Source organism: Pseudomonas sp. ITEM 17296 (assembly GCF_028895205.1).
Lineage (GTDB): Bacteria > Pseudomonadota > Gammaproteobacteria > Pseudomonadales > Pseudomonadaceae > Aquipseudomonas > Aquipseudomonas kermanshahensis.
Genome location: NZ_WJRS01000001.1, coordinates 281,489 through 299,652 on the forward strand (window position 1 = coordinate 281,489; position 18,164 = coordinate 299,652).

The window sequence follows — 18,164 nt, forward strand, 5'->3', positions numbered from 1 at the left end:
CTTTATACCCACTCTTACTGTGGGGTCGAAGCCCGCATGCCCCCTGAATTGCAATGGAATGATACGGATGAGCCTGAACGACTTCGTGGTAGATGCACTCGTGCGCAACCCCGCTTACCAGCACGCACGACTATGGACTGTCGAGAACCACGAGAAGTACTCGACATTGGCCCAGCCTGAGCCGGGACCTGAAAGCGACCACCGTTTCAACCACGAGATATTTCTGCTTATGCGCGCCTTGAATGAGCAAGGCGTAGGTCAGAGCGGGCTCTGTGCTGATGCAGAGGGGCAGGGGGCGCTCAAGGCCGTCATCGGCGACGTTGCCGAGCGGTTGGCAGCGCTGAGCAGTGGGCGCCGCGTGCACTATGTGGAGCTGGGCCCGGAGCCGATCAAGAGCGCCTGCTTGCTGAAGCGAATGGTCGAGACGTCCAGCTCCATCCGCTACACCGCCATCGATATCAACCAGACCTCGCAAGCCGCGATGAGCGATGCCGTGGGGCCCATCGTGCGCGAGGATGGCAGTTTCAATTACATCGCCGCTGATTACCGCACCGTAACCCATGAGGATTTGCGTCACGATCAGGAGCTCACACTCATCACCCTGCTTGGGTTTCAGGAGGGTAACGAGCTGCCCGTGAGCACTGGGCGGCTGATTCGTAGCCTTGCAGGTAACACCACCTACATCCTTTCGGAAATGCAGGTCTACGACGAAGGCCTGGAAAGTACCATCCTCAAGTTCTACGCCAACCCCTGCATGCTCCAGTTCTCCCAAATGGTCGCGCTTCAACAAGGCTTCATCCCCTCGGGCGAGCATGAAGCCATGCTCGTACCGCTACGCATTCAGGATGAACCCATCCATGTCGCGGTAACCCTGCAACCTGTGCAGCGTCTGCAGCAACGTGGGTACCTGCTGACCAACATCTGCCTCAAGTACACGCCCGAACAGTTCCGTCGCATCAGGGCCCGGCATTGCAACTGCAGTGTGGTGGACGAGTTCGCCAGTGGTGATGGCTCGGTGCGCTACCAGATCGCGAAGTACCTTCAGTAGTGACTCTACGGGGACAGACACATCATGAATCCTTCAGACACCTTACCCCTGTTCGAACGCGGCGTAGGGCGCGTGAAGCTGGCGCTCAAGTCGACATTGAAGCGCACGCCGCGGCCATCGCCTATCTGCCTCAGTGAGCAGTTGCCCTGGTCGGACGATTTGCTTTGCCAGCACGGGCCCGTCCTCAGCGACACCCGAACACTTGGGCAGCTTGGGTATGCCGACAGCCCGCACGCCAAAATCGCAGCGGACAGCATCACCGGGGTGGCGGTTGTGCATCGGCTGTTCACGCCCGAGGGCGTTGCGGCCTTGCAAGGCATCTGCAGCCGTCTGGAGGAGGGGGCGAGTGACAGCGACTGGATCATTTCGCGGCGTACGCGAGGGGTGACGGCTTTATCATCGTTCATCAACGACATGATGTGCAGCCGCTCATTCCTGTTAGCTGTCTCGCGCATTGCAGGCGTGCCGCTGGTGCCTTACCCCATGGTCAATGCGCGCTCGCAGGTCAACTATTTCTACCCCAAGCCTGTCGAGCAACAGCAGCAACTCGGCATGTGGCACACAGACGGCACCAATTACGTGCTGAACATCGTGCTGTCGGGGGCCTGCGAATACAGCGGGGGCGAATTCCTGTTCCATAACGGCACTGTCGACAGCTTTGATGCGCTGGATCACCGTACCTTCGAAAATGCGCGCCTGGACGCACCTGGCGATGCCTTGTTCATCTATGGCAGCCGATTGTTCCACGGTGTGCGCCCGGTGGTCAGCGGGCGACGCATGTCGTTGGTGCTGTCCTTTCATTGTCCCTACTTTGGTGACGACTCCAACCGGTTTTGGCACTTGGCCTCCGACGATGGCATCCCTGCGACGATCCCTAAATGGTTGGGGTTGCGCTGGGCCTTGCAGCGATCAGCAGCCCGCCAGTTTTCAAGAATAGGCATCGAGCCGATTACGTTCGCGCAATTGCATCACACAGGGGCGTGAACATGCCAAGCAGTGCGCCGTACCTGATCCTGCTGCAAGTCATCTTTGTCCTTTCCTGGAGTTCGGGCTTTATTGGTGCCCGGCTGGGCACGGAGGACGCGGGTGCCATCAATCTGCTGTTCTGGCGGTTTCTGCTGGTCAGCATCTGCCTGCTGCCTTTTGTCGTGCATCGGCTGCGTGCGCTTACGTGGGCGCAGATACGTTACAACGCCGTCATTGGTTTCCTGGCGCAGTTTGCCTATCTGGTCAGTGTCTACATCGCCATCCGGGGCGGGCTACCGGCGGGGATTGCCGCCATCATTTGTGCGCTGCAGCCATTGATCACGGCATCGATGAGCAACAACAACCAGCATGAGCGCAGTGGTCGGCAGGAATGGCTCGGGCTTGGGGTGGGGTTCGCCGGCGTCAGCATGATCATTTTTGCAGAGTACAGCCTGTCTGCGAGCCAGCTTAGCCTCTGGCTTTACGCCCTGCCGCTGATCGCCGCCATCACGTTGTCCATTGCCACGCTGTATCAGCGTCGGCAATCGATCATGGCGACGGACCACAGCAAGGACGGTCTGCTGATGCCGTTCTTTCTGCAATCGACTGCGACACTGCTGCTGCTCACGGCTACAGGCTTGCCACTGGGGTTGATCGAAGTGCCTGCCAGCACACAGGTCTGGGCGGCGGTCGCATGGCTGACCCTGTTCTCCACGTTCATTGCCTACCTGAGCCTGTGGATATTGCTGACAAAGCTCTCGGCGACCCGCGTCTCGGCACTGGTCTACCTCGAGCCACCGGTGACGTTGTTATGGGCGGCGTTGATGTTCGGGGACGTGATCCATTGGACAACCTACGTGGGCATTGCGGTGGTCGCGGCAGGTATCGCCATCACCCGCCAGCCGCGCAGGTCGGCCACGCCTGCCAATGCGCTGAGCGACACGGGTGACAGATAGAGGCTCGTGAGCGCGGCACTGCGCTGGTGGCTAGAACCGCCCGTCTTGCATGGTGATGCAGGTGTCGTCGCGTACCTCGAGCAATGCCAGCTCATTGTGGCAGCCCGGTACTTCCCAGGTCAGGAAGTAGCGCGCGGCCTGGAGCTTGCCGAGGTAGAAGTCACGGTCGTCGGCGTTGCCTTTGAGCAGGCCGAGTTCGGCGTGGATCGCCTGTTCCAGCCAGCGCCAGCCGACCACGCAGTGGCCGAAGGCCTTGAGGTACAGGGCCGAGTTGCCCAGGGCGGTGCTGACGTTGCCCTGGGCCATGTCACCCAGCAGGGCAAGGGTGACGGCCTGCAGGCGATTGACCAACTGCTCCAGCGGCTGGCGCAGGGGGTCGAGGCCAGGGTGGTGGCTGGCGCGCTCGGCTGTGCTGGCGATCAGGCGGATCAGGTGCTTGAGCCCGGCGCCGCCGTTTTGCGCAAGCTTGCGGCCGAGCAGGTCGAGCGACTGGATGCCTTCAGTGCCCTCGTGAATCGGGTTCAGGCGGTTGTCGCGGTAATACTGCTCAACGGGGTACTCGCGGGTGTAGCCATGGCCGCCGAGGACTTGGATCGCTAACTCGTTGGCTTTGAGGCAGAAGGCCGATGGCCAGGATTTGACGATCGGGGTCAACAGGTCGAGCAGTGCCTGGGCGTGTTGCCGAGTGCTCTCGTCGTCGGCTGTCTGGGTGTCGTCGAACAGGCGTGCGGCGTACAGGCCAAGGTCGAAGGCGCCTTCAACGTAAGCCTTCTGCGTCAGCAGCATGCGCTTGACGTCGGTATGCCCGATGATCGGCACGGCAGGGCTGTGCGGGTCCTTGTTGTCTGGCAACCGTCCTTGCGGCCGCTGGCGCGCGTAGTCCAGCGAGTACAGGTAGCCGGCATATCCGAGCATCACCGCGCCCATGCCAACGCCGATGCGCGCCTCGTTCATCATCTGGAACATGCAGGCCAGGCCCTGGTGCGGCTGGCCGACCAGGTAGCCGATGCACTGGCCGTTGTCGCCGAAGTTCAACGCCGTCGAGGTGGTGCCGCGCCAACCCATCTTGTGGAACAGGCCAGCCAGCAGCACATCGTTACGCTCGCCACGGCTGCCATCCGGGTTCACCCGGTACTTGGGCACGATGAACAGCGAGATGCCCTTCACCCCGGGAGGCGCATCCGGCAGCTTGGCCAGCACCATGTGCACGATGTTTTCCGACAGCTCGTGGTCGCCGCCAGAGATGAAGATCTTGTTGCCCTTGAGCCGGTAGCTGCCATCGCCTGCGGGTTCGGCGCGGGTGCGGATATCGGCCAGGGACGAGCCCGCATGCGGCTCGGTCAACGCCATGGTGCCGAAGTAGCGGCCTTCGATCATCGGCTGCAGGAACAGGCGTTTTTGTTCGTCGGTGCCGAAGCTTTCGATCAGGTTGGCCGCGCCCATGGTCAGGAACGGGTAGGCCGTGGTGCCAGCGTTGGCGGCCTGGAAGTGTGCGAAGCAGGCCTGCGAGACCAGGCTGGGCAACTGCATGCCGCCGACTTCGAAGTCGCGGTTGGCGTTGAGAAAGCCCGCTTCGAGGAAGGCGTACACGGCCGGCTTCACCTCGGGGATCAACTCGGCGCGGCCGTCCACGTAGCGCGGCTCGTTTTCATCGGCCTTGCGGTTGTGCGGCGCAAAGTACTTTTCGGCGATGGTACGGGCGGTGGTCAGCGCCGCGTCGAAGGTTTCGCGGCTGTGCTCGGCGAAGCGCGGGCGCTGGGTGAGGGCTTCGGCGTTTAGGACTTCGTAGAGCTCGAAGGCGAGGTTGCGAGGGCTGAGCAGGGTCTCGGGCATGGGGGCGGTCCTTGAGCGGGCTTGGGGCGAGTCTAGGATTGGCTCGAAGGGGTGGCTACCATGATTGATTCAATTGATGGTATGGAACAGGCAGAGACTTAAATGAACAATGATCGCTTTAAGTCCTGCGGCTCGCACAGTGCGTTTGGGGAGGCAGAGCATAACCCTGGTTCAAGGTTGGAATAGGGTGCCGTCGACGTTCAGAGGGCGGAAGTACCCCTTAATGCAATTAATTTCACGCACACAAAGTTGAATGTGTGTTTCCTGTCGAAATGAAGTGCCTGGATAAAGCGCGTGCCCTTCAAGGAAGGGGGAGCGAACTGAATGATAGGGTTTCAAACCTACCATTTCCCGCGCCGAATGCAGCGACTGGAAAACTGCGCAATCCAGGAATCGCTTCAGGTTGTCTGTATCGCCAGGAAAGCCAGGCTTGTTTTCAGGCAGTACGTCAGTACTGGCTGCCAACAAGTGATAAGCCGCTCCAAGCTCATGTAACGCCCCTTCTTCCGTAAGATTCAGGCAAAGCCCCAAGTCAATAACAGCCCCGACCACGTAGGGTTCTTTAATTGATCCTTGGCCACGTTTGTATTGTTTGATGAGGCGAGCATAGCTAAGAGCGCGCTCGGGGCTGCTCTCCCAAAAGTACGCACCCTCACCGAGCCAATCGTATTCATTCATGCTTGGCGAAATCTGATCGCCAGCCAAGACTGCCTCTCCGATCTTGCGATCACATCCGTGGAACCCGAGGACAAATGAGGGAAGCTGCTGATACATCTACCTGTAGTTCGCCTTGAGCTCGCCCTTGGTAGTGAAGACACCTGTCCTGGCACGGAAAGCTTTCGCCTCTGCAGGGTTGCCAGCAAGAATCTGTGCGAGCTGAAGGATGCGCTGGGCAGCTTCAACGTGCGGATTATCAGCCTTGGGCTTTGTAGGGGCTTTGGCAGTCATGTCGACCTCCATTGAGGCGGTATTGGCTGAAAGGTGCTTGAGCCACTCTACCGTCAAGGGAGGGATTTGTCAGCTCAAGCCGGCAAGTTCTCAGATTTTCATCCTATTCTGTAGTCCATTTCGCAAACATACCCTCAACCCAGCTCTTGCCATTGGCTGCAATCGATTCCAATTCAAACCTTTAGAATTGAAAAAGGAGAGCCTAAGCTCTCCTTCTTCTTCAGCAACCTGCAGCCATCAACCGATGGTCATCAGGCTCGCATTACCCCCCGCAGCAGCAGTATTCACACTCACCGCCCGCTCGATCACCAGCCGCTCCAGCGCAATCTGGTGGTCGCCGCTGGACAGCCCGTGCACACCGACGATCGCCCCGGCACGCTTGGCCACTTGCTGGCACACGCTACGCAGCTGGTCCGAATCGCCATGGTGGATCACGGCGTCGAACGCCACTTCATCTTTGTTCCAATCCGCTACCAGCTTGACCTTGGCCTGCAGCTCTTTCGGCAGGCGGGCGCGCAGGGCTTTGCCCGGTTCGCCGTCAGCCCATACCGCCGAGCTGCCAACCGCCAAGACGGCAGCAAACTGCGCCAGCAGGTCGGCTTCGTTGTCCGCCAGGCACAGCACGTGCTCGCGCGGCAGGATGGTGTAGCTGTTGCGCTCGCCGGTCGGGCCTGGCAGCAGGCGGGCGATGCCGCTCTGCGACTGGCCGGCAAACTGGGTGCACAGCGCAGCCAGGTCGGCCTGCTGGTTGCTCTCGGCCCAGGCCTTGAGGCTGTGCAGCGGCTTGATCAGCTGCTCGTGCAGGGTGCGGTCAGGCTTGCCTTCGCCATCCTGCTGCTGGAAGTGACGGCCAATGGCGTCGGCCGGGCGGGTCGACAGCAGGCGGTACAGGTACAGCGGGCCGCCGGCTTTCGGGCCGGTACCGGACAGGCCTTCACCGCCGAACGGTTGCACGCCGACCACTGCGCCAACGATGTTGCGGTTGACGTACATGTTGCCGGCGTTGGCGGTTTCCACCACTTTGGCGATGGTCTCGTCGATGCGGGTGTGCACGCCGAGGGTCAGGCCGTAACCGGAGTTGTTGATCTGCTCGATCAGTTGGTCGAGGTTGCGGCGGTTGTAGCGCACCACGTGCAGCACTGGGCCGAAGATCTCGCGCTTGAGTTCGTCGAAGCTGTCCAGCTCGATCAGGGTTGGCATGACGAAGGTGCCGCGTTTGACCTCGGCCGCATCGGCGATGGCAACCTGGTAGACCGAGCGGCCTTTTTCACGCATGCCCTGGATGTGCTTCTCGATGCCGGCCTTGGCTTCGGCGTCGATCACCGGGCCGATGTCCACGGCCAGGCGGTCCGGGTTGCCCAGGCGGCTTTCGGCCATGGCACCCTTGAGCATCTCGATCACACGGTCGGCGGAGTCTTCCTGCAGGCACAGCACGCGCAGTGCCGAGCAGCGCTGGCCGGCGCTGTCGAAGGCCGAGGACACCACATCGATCACCACCTGCTCGGTCAGGGCCGAGGAGTCGACGATCATCGCGTTCTGGCCGCCGGTTTCGGCGATCAGCGGGATCGGGCGGCCCTGGTTGTCCAGGCGGCCGGCGACGTTACGTTGCAGCAGGCGGGCCACTTCGGTGGAACCGGTGAACATCACGCCTTTGACGCGCTCATCACCGACCAGGCCGGCACCGACAGTCTCGCCGCGGCCTGGCAGCAGTTGCAGGACGCCTTCCGGAATGCCGGCTTCCAGCAGCAGGCGCACGGCCTGGGCGGCAATCAGCGGGGTTTGCTCGGCGGGCTTGGCCAGTACTGGGTTGCCCGCGGCGAGTGCAGCGGCGACCTGGCCGCTGAAGATTGCCAACGGGAAGTTCCACGGGCTGATGCACACCACTGGCCCCAATGGGCGGTGGGCGTCGTTGCTGAAGTCGTTGCGGGCTTGCACCGCGTAGTAGCGCAGGAAGTCCACGGCCTCGCGCACTTCGGCGATGGCGTTGGCGAAGGCTTTACCGGCCTCGCGGATGAGCAAGCCCATCAGCGGCTGAATCTCGGCTTCCATCAGGTCGGCGGTGCGCTCAAGGATCGCAGCGCGCTCGGCGGGTGGGGTGGCCTGCCAGATCGGTGCGGCGTTGAGGGCGCATTGGATGGCGTTGTCGACGTCGGCAACCGTGGCTTCCTGGACGTGGCCGACCACATCGCGGTGGTCCGCTGGGTTCAGCACCGGCACAGCAGCCGATTCGCTGGCGGCGCAGGCCAGCAGCGGGGTGGCTTTCCAGTCGTTGTGGGCAGTGGCCAGCATGGCGCAGGACAGCGACGCCAGGCGGTGTTCGTTGGCCATGTCGATACCGGCCGAGTTGGCCCGCTCAGTGCCGTACAGGTCACGCGGCAACGGGATGCGCGGGTGTGGCAGGCCGATGCCGCCTTCCTGGGTGGCCATGCGCTCGATGCTGGCGACCGGGTCGGCAACCAGTTCCTGGATGGAGATCGAGTGGTCGGCGATGCGGTTGACGAACGAGGTGTTGGCACCGTTTTCCAGCAGGCGACGAACCAGGTACGCAAGCAGGGTCTCGTGGGTGCCGACCGGGGCATAGACGCGGCACGGACGGTTCAGCTTGCCTTCGGAAATCTTGCCGACCACTTGCTCGTACAGCGGCTCACCCATGCCGTGCAGGCACTGGAACTCGTACTGGCCGGGGTAATAGTTCTGGCCGGCGATGTGGTAGATGGCCGACAGGGTGTGGGCGTTGTGGGTGGCGAACTGCGGGTAGATGGCTTCGGGCACGGCCAGCAGTTTGCGTGCGCAGGCAACGTAGGACACATCGGTGTACACCTTGCGGGTGTAGACCGGGTAGCCTTCCAGGCCTTCGACCTGGGCGCGCTTGATTTCGCTGTCCCAGTAGGCGCCTTTCACCAGGCGGATCATCAGGCGATGGCGGCTGCGCTTGGCCAGGTCGATGACATAGTCGATCACATACGGGCAGCGCTTCTGGTAGGCCTGGATGACGAAGCCAATACCGTTCCAGCCTGCCAGCGAGGGTTCGAAGCACAGGCGCTCGAGCAGGTCGAGCGACAGCTCCAGGCGGTCGGCTTCTTCGGCGTCGATGTTCAGGCCGATATCGTATTGCTTGGCCAGCAGGGTCAGCGACAGCAGGCGCGGGTACAGCTCTTCCATCACGCGCTCATACTGGGCGCGGCTGTAGCGCGGGTGCAGGGCCGACAGCTTGATCGAGATGCCCGGGCCTTCATAGATGCCGCGGCCATGCGAGGCTTTGCCGATCGAGTGGATGGCTTGCTCGTAGGATGCCAGGTACTTCTGTGCGTCGTGCTCGGTCAGTGCGGCTTCGCCGAGCATGTCGTAGGAATAACGGAAACCCTTGGCCTCGAAACGGCTGGCGTTGGCCAGGGCTTCGGCGATGGTTTCACCGGTGACGAACTGCTCGCCCATCAGGCGCATGGCCATGTCGACGCCCTTGCGGATCATCGGCTCGCCGCTTTTGCCGATGATACGGGTGAGCGACGAGGTGAGGCCGGATTCGTTATGGGTGGACACCAGCTTGCCGGTCAGCAGCAGGCCCCAGGTGGCGGCGTTGACGAACAGCGATGGGCTGTTGCCCAGGTGCGGCTGCCAGTTGCCGGTGCTGATCTTGTCGCGGATCAGCGCATCGCGGGTGCCCTTGTCTGGGATGCGCAGCAAGGCTTCTGCCAGGCACATCAGCGCCACGCCTTCCTGGGACGACAGCGAGAACTCTTGCAGCAGGCCCTGGACGATGCCTGCGCGGCCGCCAGCGCTCTTCTGGTTGCGCAGTTTTTCGGCGATTCCGGCCGCCAGTTTGTTGGTGGCCTCTGCCAGTGGCGCGCTCAGGCGAGCTTGCTCCAGCAGCATCGGAATGACTTCCTGCTCGGGGCGGCGGTAAGCGGCGGTGATGGCCGAGCGCAGTACCGATTGCGGCAGGATGCTCTCGGCGAATTCGAGGAAGCATTGGTGAGCATGGTCTGGCTGGACTTCGCCAGCATCGTCGACCAGGTTGCTGGCATGACCGTTGAGTTCGGTCAGGGTGGCACCACCCTCGAGCTTCTCCAGGTAATTGAAGATCGCTTGCTTGATCAACCAATGCGGCGTGCGGTCGATGGACTGCGCAGCTGCTTTGAGTCGCTCACGGGTAGGGTCATCGAGTTTGACCCCAAGGGTGGTCGTCGCCATTTCTTATCCTCATTATTGCCACGGCTGTGGCCTAAGCTGACGCCAAGAGTAGCTGTAGGGCAATTCAGGTGCAACCAGGTGCAACCCGATTTTTTTACGGAAAAGGTGCAACTCGTCCGGCGAACATTCCTACACTTAATTAAAGGTTGTTTCTGGGGCGATTTAGTCTGAAAAATCCCGTTTTTGCTCCAAAAAGGAGCAAGAACGAGGCTTTAACTGAAAATGCATGAGTAGGTGCAACTTGAAACGGAAAAAGGGTTGCACCCTGTTTGCGATGTTGCATAGCATTCGCCACCTGGGTGCAACCGCCACGTTGTGGTTGTGCATGAAATAACAACAAACGCCAGGGCACACGCATGGGCAATCCACTAACGATCACCTTTGTGATCTATATCGCTGCGATGGTACTGATCGGCTTCGCCGCGTATCGCGCCACCAATAACCTTTCCGACTACATCCTGGGCGGTCGAAGCCTGGGCAGCGTGGTCACTGCGCTCTCTGCCGGTGCGTCCGACATGAGCGGCTGGCTGTTGATGGGCCTGCCGGGCGCCATCTACTTCTCCGGCCTGTCCGAAGCCTGGATCGCCATCGGCCTGACCGTCGGCGCCTACCTGAACTGGCTGTTCGTTGCGGGTCGGCTGCGGGTGCAGACCGAGCACAACGGCGATGCCTTGACGCTGCCGGACTACTTCTCCAGCCGCTTCGAAGACCAGAGCGGCCTGCTGCGGATCATCTCGGCCATCGTCATCCTGGTGTTCTTCACCATTTATTGCGCGTCGGGCATCGTCGCCGGTGCGCGTCTGTTCGAAAGCACCTTCGGCATGCCGTACGAGACGGCCCTGTGGGCTGGCGCTGCCGCCACCATCGCCTACACCTTCGTCGGTGGCTTCCTGGCGGTGAGCTGGACCGACACCGTGCAGGCTTCGCTGATGATTTTCGCGCTGATCCTCACCCCGGTGATCGTGCTGATCTCGACCGGTGGCTTCGACACCACCTTCCTGGCCATCGAAGCGCAGAACCCGGCCAACTTCGACATGTTCAAAGGTGCCACCTTCATCGGCATCATCTCGCTGATGGGTTGGGGCCTGGGCTACTTCGGCCAGCCGCACATCCTGGCGCGCTTCATGGCCGCTGACTCGGTCAAGTCGATCGCCAAGGCCCGTCGCATTTCCATGACGTGGATGATCCTGTGCCTGGCCGGTACCTGTGCCGTGGGCTTCTTCGGCATCGCCTACTTCTCGGCCAACCCTGATCTTGCGGGCCCGGTTACCGAGAACCACGAGCGTGTGTTCATCGAACTGGCGAAGATCCTGTTCAACCCATGGATCGCGGGCGTGTTGCTGTCGGCCATCCTGGCGGCGGTGATGAGCACCTTGAGCTGCCAGCTGCTGGTGTGCTCCAGCGCCCTGACCGAAGACTTCTACAAAGCCTTCCTGCGCAAGGGTGCTTCCCAGCGTGAACTGGTGTGGGTCGGCCGCCTGATGGTGCTGGCGGTTGCCCTGATTGCCATCGCCATGGCAGCCAACCCGGAAAACCGCGTGTTGGGCCTGGTGGCCTACGCCTGGGCGGGCTTCGGTGCGGCCTTTGGTCCGGTGGTGCTGATCTCGGTACTGTGGAAAGGCATGACCCGTAACGGTGCCCTTGCCGGTATCGTGGTGGGTGCGTTGACCGTGATCCTGTGGAAGCAATTCGACACCCTTGGGCTGTACGAAATCATTCCAGGCTTCCTCTTCGCCAGCATCGCCATCGTCGTGGTGAGCAAGCTGGGTAGCCCGTCGACGGCGATGGTTCAGCGCTTCGAAACGGCTGATGCCGCGTATCACGCTGACAAGTAATACCCGTTGAACAGGCGGCGCCCGCGAAGCAGGCGCCGCCGATCGACAGCCAGGCCTGACTCCGCCTGCAAGGCAAGGTAAACTTGCCACCCCCGCAGGAGTTGCCATGAACTATCGTCACGCCTTCCACGCCGGCAACCACGCCGACGTCCTCAAGCACATCGTGCTGACCCGCCTCATCGCCCTGATGTCGCGCAAGGAGCAGCCGTTCGCCTATATCGATACCCACGCAGGCCTTGGCCTGTATGACTTGCAGGGCGACCAGGCGACCCGCACCGGTGAATACCTCGAAGGCGTTGCCCGGTTGTGGAACCGCGACGACCTGCCGGCCATGGCAGGCGATTACCTGCGCATCATCAAACGTCTCAATGCTGATGGCGAGTTGCGTTATTACCCAGGTTCGCCAGAGCTGGCCCGCCGCCTGATGCGTCAGCAAGACCGCGCCCTGCTCAACGAGAAGCACCCCGAAGACGGGCCGCTGCTCAAAGAGAACATGAAGAAAGACCCACGCGTCTTCGTTCACCTCGGCGAGGGCTGGCATGTGCCGCGCGCCCTGCTGCCGGTGCAGGAAAAGCGCGCGATCATGCTGATCGACCCGCCGTTCGAGCAGGCCGATGAGCTCAAACGCTGTACCACCTCGATGAAAGAGGCGATCGGCCGCATGCGCCAAACCGTCGCGGCCATCTGGTACCCGATCAAGGACCAGCGCTCGCTGACCCGCTTCTATCAGGACCTCACCAGCACTGGCGCGCCCAAGTTGCTGCGCGTGGAGTTGTATGTGCACCACCAGGACAGCCCGCAGGGGCTCAACGGCTCTGGCCTGGCCATTGCCAACCCACCGTGGGGGCTGGAGGAAGAGCTGAAGGAACTGCTGCCCTGGCTCGCCAAAGAGCTGGCGCAGACGGCGGGTAGCTACCGGATGGACTGGCTGATCGCCGAATAAGCAGATTCTGTGCGGCCCTGTGGGAGCGGCCTTGTGTCGCGAAAGGGCCGCACAGCGGCCCCGGTAATCGTGTAGAAATGCCGAAATCGGGGGCTGCTGCGCAGCCCTTTCGCGACGCAAGGCCGCTCCCACATCTACCGCGCAGTCGGTGACGTTTGCGTTATAATCTCGCCCTTTAGCCGCCATCCGCCCACGAGGCCGTTGGCGCATCTCTACCGAAAGAAGAGGCTAATCCCTTGGCATTGACGATTCTTGGCCTGTCCGGCGCCCTTAGCCATGACCCTTCCGCGGCCCTGTACATTGACGGCAAGCTGATTGCCGCCGCCGAAGAAGAGCGCTTCGTGCGTGACAAGCATGCGAAGAACCGCATGCCCTACGAGTCGGCGAAGTTCTGCCTGGAGCAGGCAGGCATCAAGCCATCCGACGTCGACGTGGTAGCCATTCCGTTCGCCCCGATCAGCCTGTTCGGCAAGGCCCGCTGGCACTATGCCAAGCGCTACTGGTATGCCCCGGACCGCGCCCTCGACGCGATCCTGATGGGCAACCGTCGCTACAAGCGCTACCGCAAGAAGATCGTCTGGTGCCTGGAGCAACTGGGCTTCGACCCGAAAAAGGTCAAGATCGAACCGGTCGAGCACCACCTGGCCCACGCCTCCAGCGCCTACCACTGCTCGGGTTTCAAGGAAAAGACCGCGATCCTGGGTATTGACGGTAAGGGCGAGTACGCCACGACCTTCTTCGGCTATGGCGAAAACGGCAAGATCCACAAGATCAAGGAATTCTTCGACCCGGACTCCCTGGGCGGCCTGTATGGCGCGATCACCGAGTTCCTTGGTTTCGAAATGCTCGACGGCGAGTTCAAGGTCATGGGCATGGCGCCGTATGGCGACGCCAGCAAATATGACTTCTCGCGCCTGGCCAGCTTCGAGAACGGCGAACTGGTGATCAACACCGAATACGCCAACGTCATCGGCCTGCGCCGCTATAAAGAGAAGGGCAAGGGTTTCTACTTCTCGCCGAAGCTGATCGAGTGGCTGGGTCCCAAGCGCGAAGGCGACATCGCCGACGAGCCGTACATCCACTACGCCGCCAGCATGCAGGCGCTGTTCGAGAAGCTGGCCCTGCAGATGATCGACCATTACCTGGGCGATACCTTGAAGCAGACCGGCAAGCTGGCCTTCGCCGGCGGCTGCGCGCTGAACGTCAAGCTCAACCAGAAGATCATCGCTCGCCCGGATGTGAAGGAGCTGTTCGTTCAGCCTGCTTCCGGTGATGCCGGTACTGCGGTGGGTGCCGCGGCCTATGTGTCCCATGCCCGCGGCGTGCCGGTCGAGAAGATGGAACACGTCTACCTCGGCCCGTCGTACTCCAACGAGGACGTGATCGCCGCCTGTGCCCGTCATCCGGACCAGCCGAAGTGGCGCAAGCTCGACAACATGCCCGAGCAGATCGCCAAGATCATGGTCGACGGCAACCCGGTGGCCTGGTTCCAGGGCCGCATGGAATTCGGCCCGCGCGCCCTGGGTGGTCGTTCGATCATCGGCTGCCCGAGCGTAGAAGGCGTGGCTGACCGCATCAACCACCAGATCAAGTTCCGCGAGCGCTGGAGACCTTTCTGCCCGTCGATGCTCGACACCGTCGCCCCGCAGATGATCAAGGTCGATCACCCGGCGCCGTTCATGACCTTCACCTTCGAAGTGGCTGAAGAGTGGAAAACCCGCGTACCGGAGGTGGTCCACGAGGACGGCACTTCGCGTGCCCAGGTGCTCAAGCGCGAATACAACCCGCGTTACTACGACATGATGAAGGCGCTGGAAAACCTGACCGGCAACGGCGTGTCGCTGAACACCTCGCTGAACCGCCGGGGTGAACCGATGATCTGCTCGCCGACCGATGCCCTGAACATGTTCTTCGGCTCGGACCTGCAGTACCTGATCATGGAAGACATCCTGGTAGTGAAGGACGGCGCGGCCGCGTATGACCAGCCGCTCTGAGCCGCGCATCCTGCAGTTCTGCCATGGCTATGACGGGCCGTTTCTGGACTGTGCCCGTCAGTACGCCAGCCTGTTTCAAGGGCGTGGCTACCAGGTCACCACGGTGTTTCTCACCGGTGCCGCCGACCCGCAGGTCGCGGCCGGCTGCGCGTCGGACGAGGTGCTGTTCCTGGAGTTCAGCTCCAAGGCCGTGCGTGGGCTGAAGCTTGGCGCCATCCGTGCTTTGCGGCGGATTGCGGCTGAGCGCCATTTCAGTTTCTGCATCGCCCACCGGTTCAAGCCGATCTATGTCGCCTTGTTGGGCACTGGTCTGCCGGTGATCGGTGTGCACCACGCCTTTGGCGACTATCAGCGCAAAGGGCGGCGGCTGTTTGCCAACCTGTTCAGCAAGCGCCTGAGCCTGCTCGGCGTTTCCGATGCGGTGCGGGACGACATGCGCCGCTGCCTGCCCGCATGGCCGGCTGAACGTATCCAGACCCTGTACAACCGTATCGACATCGAGGCCCTGCAGGCAGCATTGGTGCCTCGGGACGCAGCGCGCGAGGCACTTGGCCTCGACCCTCAGGCGTGGATCGTCGGCAACGTCGGCCGCCTGCACCCGGACAAGGACCAGGCCACGCTGTTGCGCGGTTTTGCCCAAGCGCTGCCGGGGCTGCCTGCTGGCGCGCGCCTGGCGATACTGGGCAAAGGCCGCCTGGAAGCCGAGCTCAAGGCGCTGGCTGCCGAGCTGGGTATCGCCGCGCAAGTGGACTTCCTCGGCCAGGTGCCGGATGCCCGCCGTTATTTCACCGCGTTCGATGTGTTCGCCTTGAGTTCGGACCACGAGCCGTTCGGCATGGTCCTGCTTGAAGCCATGGTGGCGGGCGTACCGGTGCTGGCCACGGCCTGCGGCGGTGCCCGCGAAGTGGTCGAAGGTGTGGGTGTGCTGTTCCCGCTCGGTGACGCTGGGCAGCTGGCCCAAGGCCTGAAGCACATGGCCACGCTGGATGAGCAGCAGCGCGAAGCGTGCGCCGAGCACATGCTGCAACGCCTGCACCAGCGCTTTTCTGACCCGGCGGTGCGCGAGGCCTTCTGGCAGTTGCCGCAGGTGCGTGCCCTGGTGGCGCAGGCGTGATGCTCAATCATATCCAAGCCTTCCGCGAACGCGGCTGGCAAGTCATCGACGCCAACGCGTATGCCGAAGCCTGGGCACGTTTTGGCGGCAGCGTGGCCACGCACCCGCTGGTGGTCGAGCAGTTGGCCGAGCTGGCGCAAATTCCCGTGCGCTACTTGGGTTGGCTGCAAGGCGGCGAGCTGAAGGCAGCGATCCCCACGTGGGGGCGCCACCTGGCGCTGTCCAAGGACGTGCTCAAGCGTGCGGGCAAGAAAGGCCTGTTCGACCTCGGCAACGCCGAGATCATCCTGCCGGCCGCCGCCGATGCTGGCGCGCCACTGCGCCATGCCGCGCGTTACCTGTCCGAGCTGAACCAGGGCCGCTTCACCGGGCTCAAGGCGCAGACCGAGCAGTTGGCCATGGCCCGTGCCCACGAGGACCTGTCGAAAAAGTTTCGCTACAACCAGCGCCGCGAGTTGCGTTTGCTGGAAGAGGCGGGCGGGGTGGTGCGGCCGATCAGTGACTTTGACGCCGGCCAGATTGCCGCCATGTACCGTGACCTGTTCCAGCGTCGCTGGGGCTTCCCGGCCACCGGTGCCGAGCGCATTGACGAGGTGCTCGAGCGTTTGCGCGAGTTGTTGATCGGTTCGGTGCTGTTGCTCGACGACAAGCCCATCGCGATTCAGTTGGTGTATCGCGTCGAGGCGCCCGAGTGGATCAGCGTCGAGTACGTCAATGGCGGTGTCGACCCGGAAACCAAGGCGTTCAGCCCCGGTAGCGTGCTGAGCTTCCTGAATACCCAGGCGGCCTGGGAAGACGCCCGGGCGCGTAACAAACCCCTGCGGTTCTCGTTCGGTCGCGCCGACCGCGAGTACAAGGACCGCTGGTGCAACCCCGTGCCGGTGTTCCAGGCGTGAGCCGCAAGCAGCAGTTGCTCAAGCGCCACCGGCGCAACAAGCGCCTGGGCCTGCTTGCAGGCCTGCTCGTGCTGATCGGGCTGGGTGTATTCACCTGGTGGTGGCTGCCGCTGTTGTTGCTGCCGCTGGTGTGGGCCGCCCACGAGGCCTGGTTCGCGGACCACCTGTTCTACGCGCCCACCGAGGACTATGCCTACAACTTCGGTGAGCAGGCCCGCGCAGCCTCGGCCAGCCTGCAAAACGGCCTGTTGAAGGCCGACGCAGCGCTGCAAGGCGACGAAACCCTGGTCCTGGAGCTGCGGGTAAAGAGCACCTGGTTGGGGCGGTTTCTCGACCCGCGGGTGGAGCTGTTGGCGGATGAGCTGACGGATCGGCAGGCGTTCGAGCGCGGTGTCGACGGGGTTCGCTTCCTCAACCTGACCGGCCTGGCCGCGCCGCTCCAGGCCGGTACGCTGCGTATGCGTGGCCGCCATTGCCGGCTGCAGGGCGAACCGCGCCTGTGGATTACCCCCAGCGTCGAGTTGCAGCGCCGTCGCGTGATGGTCATTGCGCCCCATGCCGATGACGCTGAGCTGGCAGCTTATGGCCTGTACAGCCAAGCCGACGAAACCTGGGTGGTCACCCTGACTGCCGGCGAAATCGAAGCCGAGCACTATCAACAGATGGGCTTGGGCAAAGCCGAGGCGGCGCGCCTCAAAGGCCGTTTGCGTGCCTGGGACAGCATTGCCGTGCCGCGCTGGGCGGGCGTGCCGGAATCGCGCTGTGTGCAGTTGGGCTACTTCTGCCTGCAACTGCCGGCCATGCAGGCCGCGCCGGATGTGCCGGCCGCTTCACGCGAAGCCGACATGGCCGATATCCGCCCGTTCCGCCAGTTCAACCCATTCGCGCTGCCCGCCGACAGTGATGGTGCGCCGACCTGGCACAACCTGCTGGCTGACCTGCGCGCGTTGCTGGCCATGGCCAAGCCCGAAGTGCTGGTCATGCCGCACCCGCAACTCGACCCGCACCCTGACCATATCTGTGCCCAGGCGGCCGTGCTGGAAGCCTTGCAGGGCCAGGAGTGGCAGCCGCAAACGCTGCTGTGCTATGCCAACCACCTGCATGACAACGACCGCTGGCCAATGGGTGACAGCGGCGACGGTGTGGCCTTGCCGCCGCAACTGAGTGCCGACCAGCCGTGGGCACCGTGCGCGCTGGTGCTGGGGCTGCCGACCCAACACGACAAGGCCATGGCCCTGGGCATGATGCACGACCTGCAGCCCCCGGCGCCGTTCAAGCGCCGCCTGCGCCGCCTGTTGCAACGCTGGCTGGCCGGGCGCCGGCCGTCGCCCTATGGCGAGAACGAATTCTTCCGCAAGGCCGTGCGCCGACATGAACTGTTCTGGCGGCGTGAGCTGTAGGCGCGCCCCCTGGTTGACCGCGATGGCGCTGAGCGCCCAA

13 protein-coding genes are annotated in these 18,164 nt (G+C 62.7%); 9 read left to right on the plus strand and 4 right to left on the minus strand.

Features of this window, described 5'->3' with window-relative positions:
* Positions 1–67: 67 nt before the first annotated feature.
* From GIB19_RS01185 to GIB19_RS01195, 3 genes are read left to right on the plus strand one after another with little or no spacing between them, the layout of a single operon-like run.
* Complete coding sequence (locus tag GIB19_RS01185; protein ID WP_238215707.1) at positions 68–1,048, plus strand: hypothetical protein; 981 nt, start codon at positions 68–70, stop codon at positions 1,046–1,048.
* A gap of 24 nt (positions 1,049–1,072) precedes the next feature.
* Entirely contained in the window at positions 1,073–2,032 is a 960-nt protein-coding gene (locus tag GIB19_RS01190; protein ID WP_265969820.1) for a 2OG-Fe(II) oxygenase, read from the plus strand.
* 2 nt (positions 2,033–2,034) lie between these two features.
* A complete protein-coding gene (locus GIB19_RS01195) occupies positions 2,035–2,970 on the plus strand; it encodes a DMT family transporter (protein ID WP_274882969.1) in 936 nt (311 codons plus the stop codon).
* 30 nt (positions 2,971–3,000) lie between these two features.
* On the opposite strand, the gene GIB19_RS01200 is transcribed toward GIB19_RS01195, so the two are convergent.
* From GIB19_RS01200 to putA, 4 genes are all read right to left on the minus strand, one after another.
* Complete coding sequence (locus tag GIB19_RS01200; protein WP_274882970.1) at positions 3,001–4,803, minus strand: acyl-CoA dehydrogenase; 1,803 nt, start codon at positions 4,801–4,803, stop codon at positions 3,001–3,003.
* A 171-nt stretch (positions 4,804–4,974) separates the two neighbouring features.
* On the minus strand, positions 4,975–5,577 hold the full coding sequence (locus tag GIB19_RS01205; protein ID WP_274882973.1) for a hypothetical protein: 603 nt from the start codon (positions 5,575–5,577) through the stop codon (positions 4,975–4,977).
* Entirely contained in the window at positions 5,578–5,751 is a 174-nt protein-coding gene (locus GIB19_RS01210) for a hypothetical protein (RefSeq protein ID WP_238215717.1), read from the minus strand.
* A gap of 237 nt (positions 5,752–5,988) precedes the next feature.
* Positions 5,989–9,942, minus strand: coding sequence for a trifunctional transcriptional regulator/proline dehydrogenase/L-glutamate gamma-semialdehyde dehydrogenase (gene putA, locus GIB19_RS01215; protein ID WP_274882975.1), 3,954 nt, complete (start codon positions 9,940–9,942; stop codon positions 5,989–5,991).
* 356 nt (positions 9,943–10,298) lie between these two features.
* Here putA and putP point away from each other — a divergent pair, with 356 nt between their 5' ends.
* The 6 genes from putP to GIB19_RS01245 all read left to right on the plus strand — a co-directional run bounded on the left by putP (position 10,299) and on the right by GIB19_RS01245 (position 18,124).
* On the plus strand, positions 10,299–11,777 hold the full coding sequence (gene putP / locus GIB19_RS01220) for a sodium/proline symporter PutP (RefSeq protein ID WP_099430603.1): 1,479 nt from the start codon (positions 10,299–10,301) through the stop codon (positions 11,775–11,777).
* A 106-nt stretch (positions 11,778–11,883) separates the two neighbouring features.
* Positions 11,884–12,720, plus strand: a complete 837-nt coding sequence (locus tag GIB19_RS01225) for a 23S rRNA (adenine(2030)-N(6))-methyltransferase RlmJ (protein ID WP_027592484.1) — start codon at positions 11,884–11,886, stop codon at positions 12,718–12,720.
* Between the two features lie 236 nt (positions 12,721–12,956).
* Complete coding sequence (locus tag GIB19_RS01230) at positions 12,957–14,714, plus strand: carbamoyltransferase family protein (RefSeq protein ID WP_027592485.1); 1,758 nt, start codon at positions 12,957–12,959, stop codon at positions 14,712–14,714.
* Positions 14,698–15,828: a glycosyltransferase gene (locus tag GIB19_RS01235; protein WP_085272290.1), complete on the plus strand. Its 1,131-nt coding sequence runs from the start codon at positions 14,698–14,700 to the stop codon at positions 15,826–15,828. The genes GIB19_RS01230 and GIB19_RS01235 overlap by 17 nt, the downstream gene beginning before the upstream one ends.
* Positions 15,828–16,724: an antimicrobial resistance protein Mig-14 gene (locus GIB19_RS01240; RefSeq protein ID WP_027592487.1), complete on the plus strand. Its 897-nt coding sequence runs from the start codon at positions 15,828–15,830 to the stop codon at positions 16,722–16,724. Before GIB19_RS01235 ends, GIB19_RS01240 begins: the two co-directional genes overlap by 1 nt.
* Positions 16,721–18,124 (plus strand): PIG-L deacetylase family protein, encoded by a 1,404-nt coding sequence (locus GIB19_RS01245; protein WP_274883343.1) that lies wholly within the window; start codon positions 16,721–16,723, stop codon positions 18,122–18,124. The genes GIB19_RS01240 and GIB19_RS01245 overlap by 4 nt, the downstream gene beginning before the upstream one ends.
* Positions 18,125–18,164 lie beyond the last annotated feature (40 nt).

Coding starts and splice junctions, on each gene's coding strand:
- GIB19_RS01185 (WP_238215707.1), top strand. CDS start 68: ATGAGCCTGAACGACTTCGTGGTAGATGCACTCGTGCGCAACCCCGCT.
- GIB19_RS01240 (WP_027592487.1), top strand. CDS start 15,828: ATGCTCAATCATATCCAAGCCTTCCGCGAACGCGGCTGGCAAGTCATC.
- GIB19_RS01190 (WP_265969820.1), top strand. CDS start 1,073: ATGAATCCTTCAGACACCTTACCCCTGTTCGAACGCGGCGTAGGGCGC.
- GIB19_RS01235 (WP_085272290.1), top strand. CDS start 14,698: ATGACCAGCCGCTCTGAGCCGCGCATCCTGCAGTTCTGCCATGGCTAT.
- GIB19_RS01205 (WP_274882973.1), bottom strand. CDS start 5,577: ATGTATCAGCAGCTTCCCTCATTTGTCCTCGGGTTCCACGGATGTGAT.
- putP (WP_099430603.1), top strand. CDS start 10,299: ATGGGCAATCCACTAACGATCACCTTTGTGATCTATATCGCTGCGATG.
- GIB19_RS01210 (WP_238215717.1), bottom strand. CDS start 5,751: ATGACTGCCAAAGCCCCTACAAAGCCCAAGGCTGATAATCCGCACGTT.
- GIB19_RS01225 (WP_027592484.1), top strand. CDS start 11,884: ATGAACTATCGTCACGCCTTCCACGCCGGCAACCACGCCGACGTCCTC.
- GIB19_RS01200 (WP_274882970.1), bottom strand. CDS start 4,803: ATGCCCGAGACCCTGCTCAGCCCTCGCAACCTCGCCTTCGAGCTCTAC.
- putA (WP_274882975.1), bottom strand. CDS start 9,942: ATGGCGACGACCACCCTTGGGGTCAAACTCGATGACCCTACCCGTGAG.
- GIB19_RS01195 (WP_274882969.1), top strand. CDS start 2,035: ATGCCAAGCAGTGCGCCGTACCTGATCCTGCTGCAAGTCATCTTTGTC.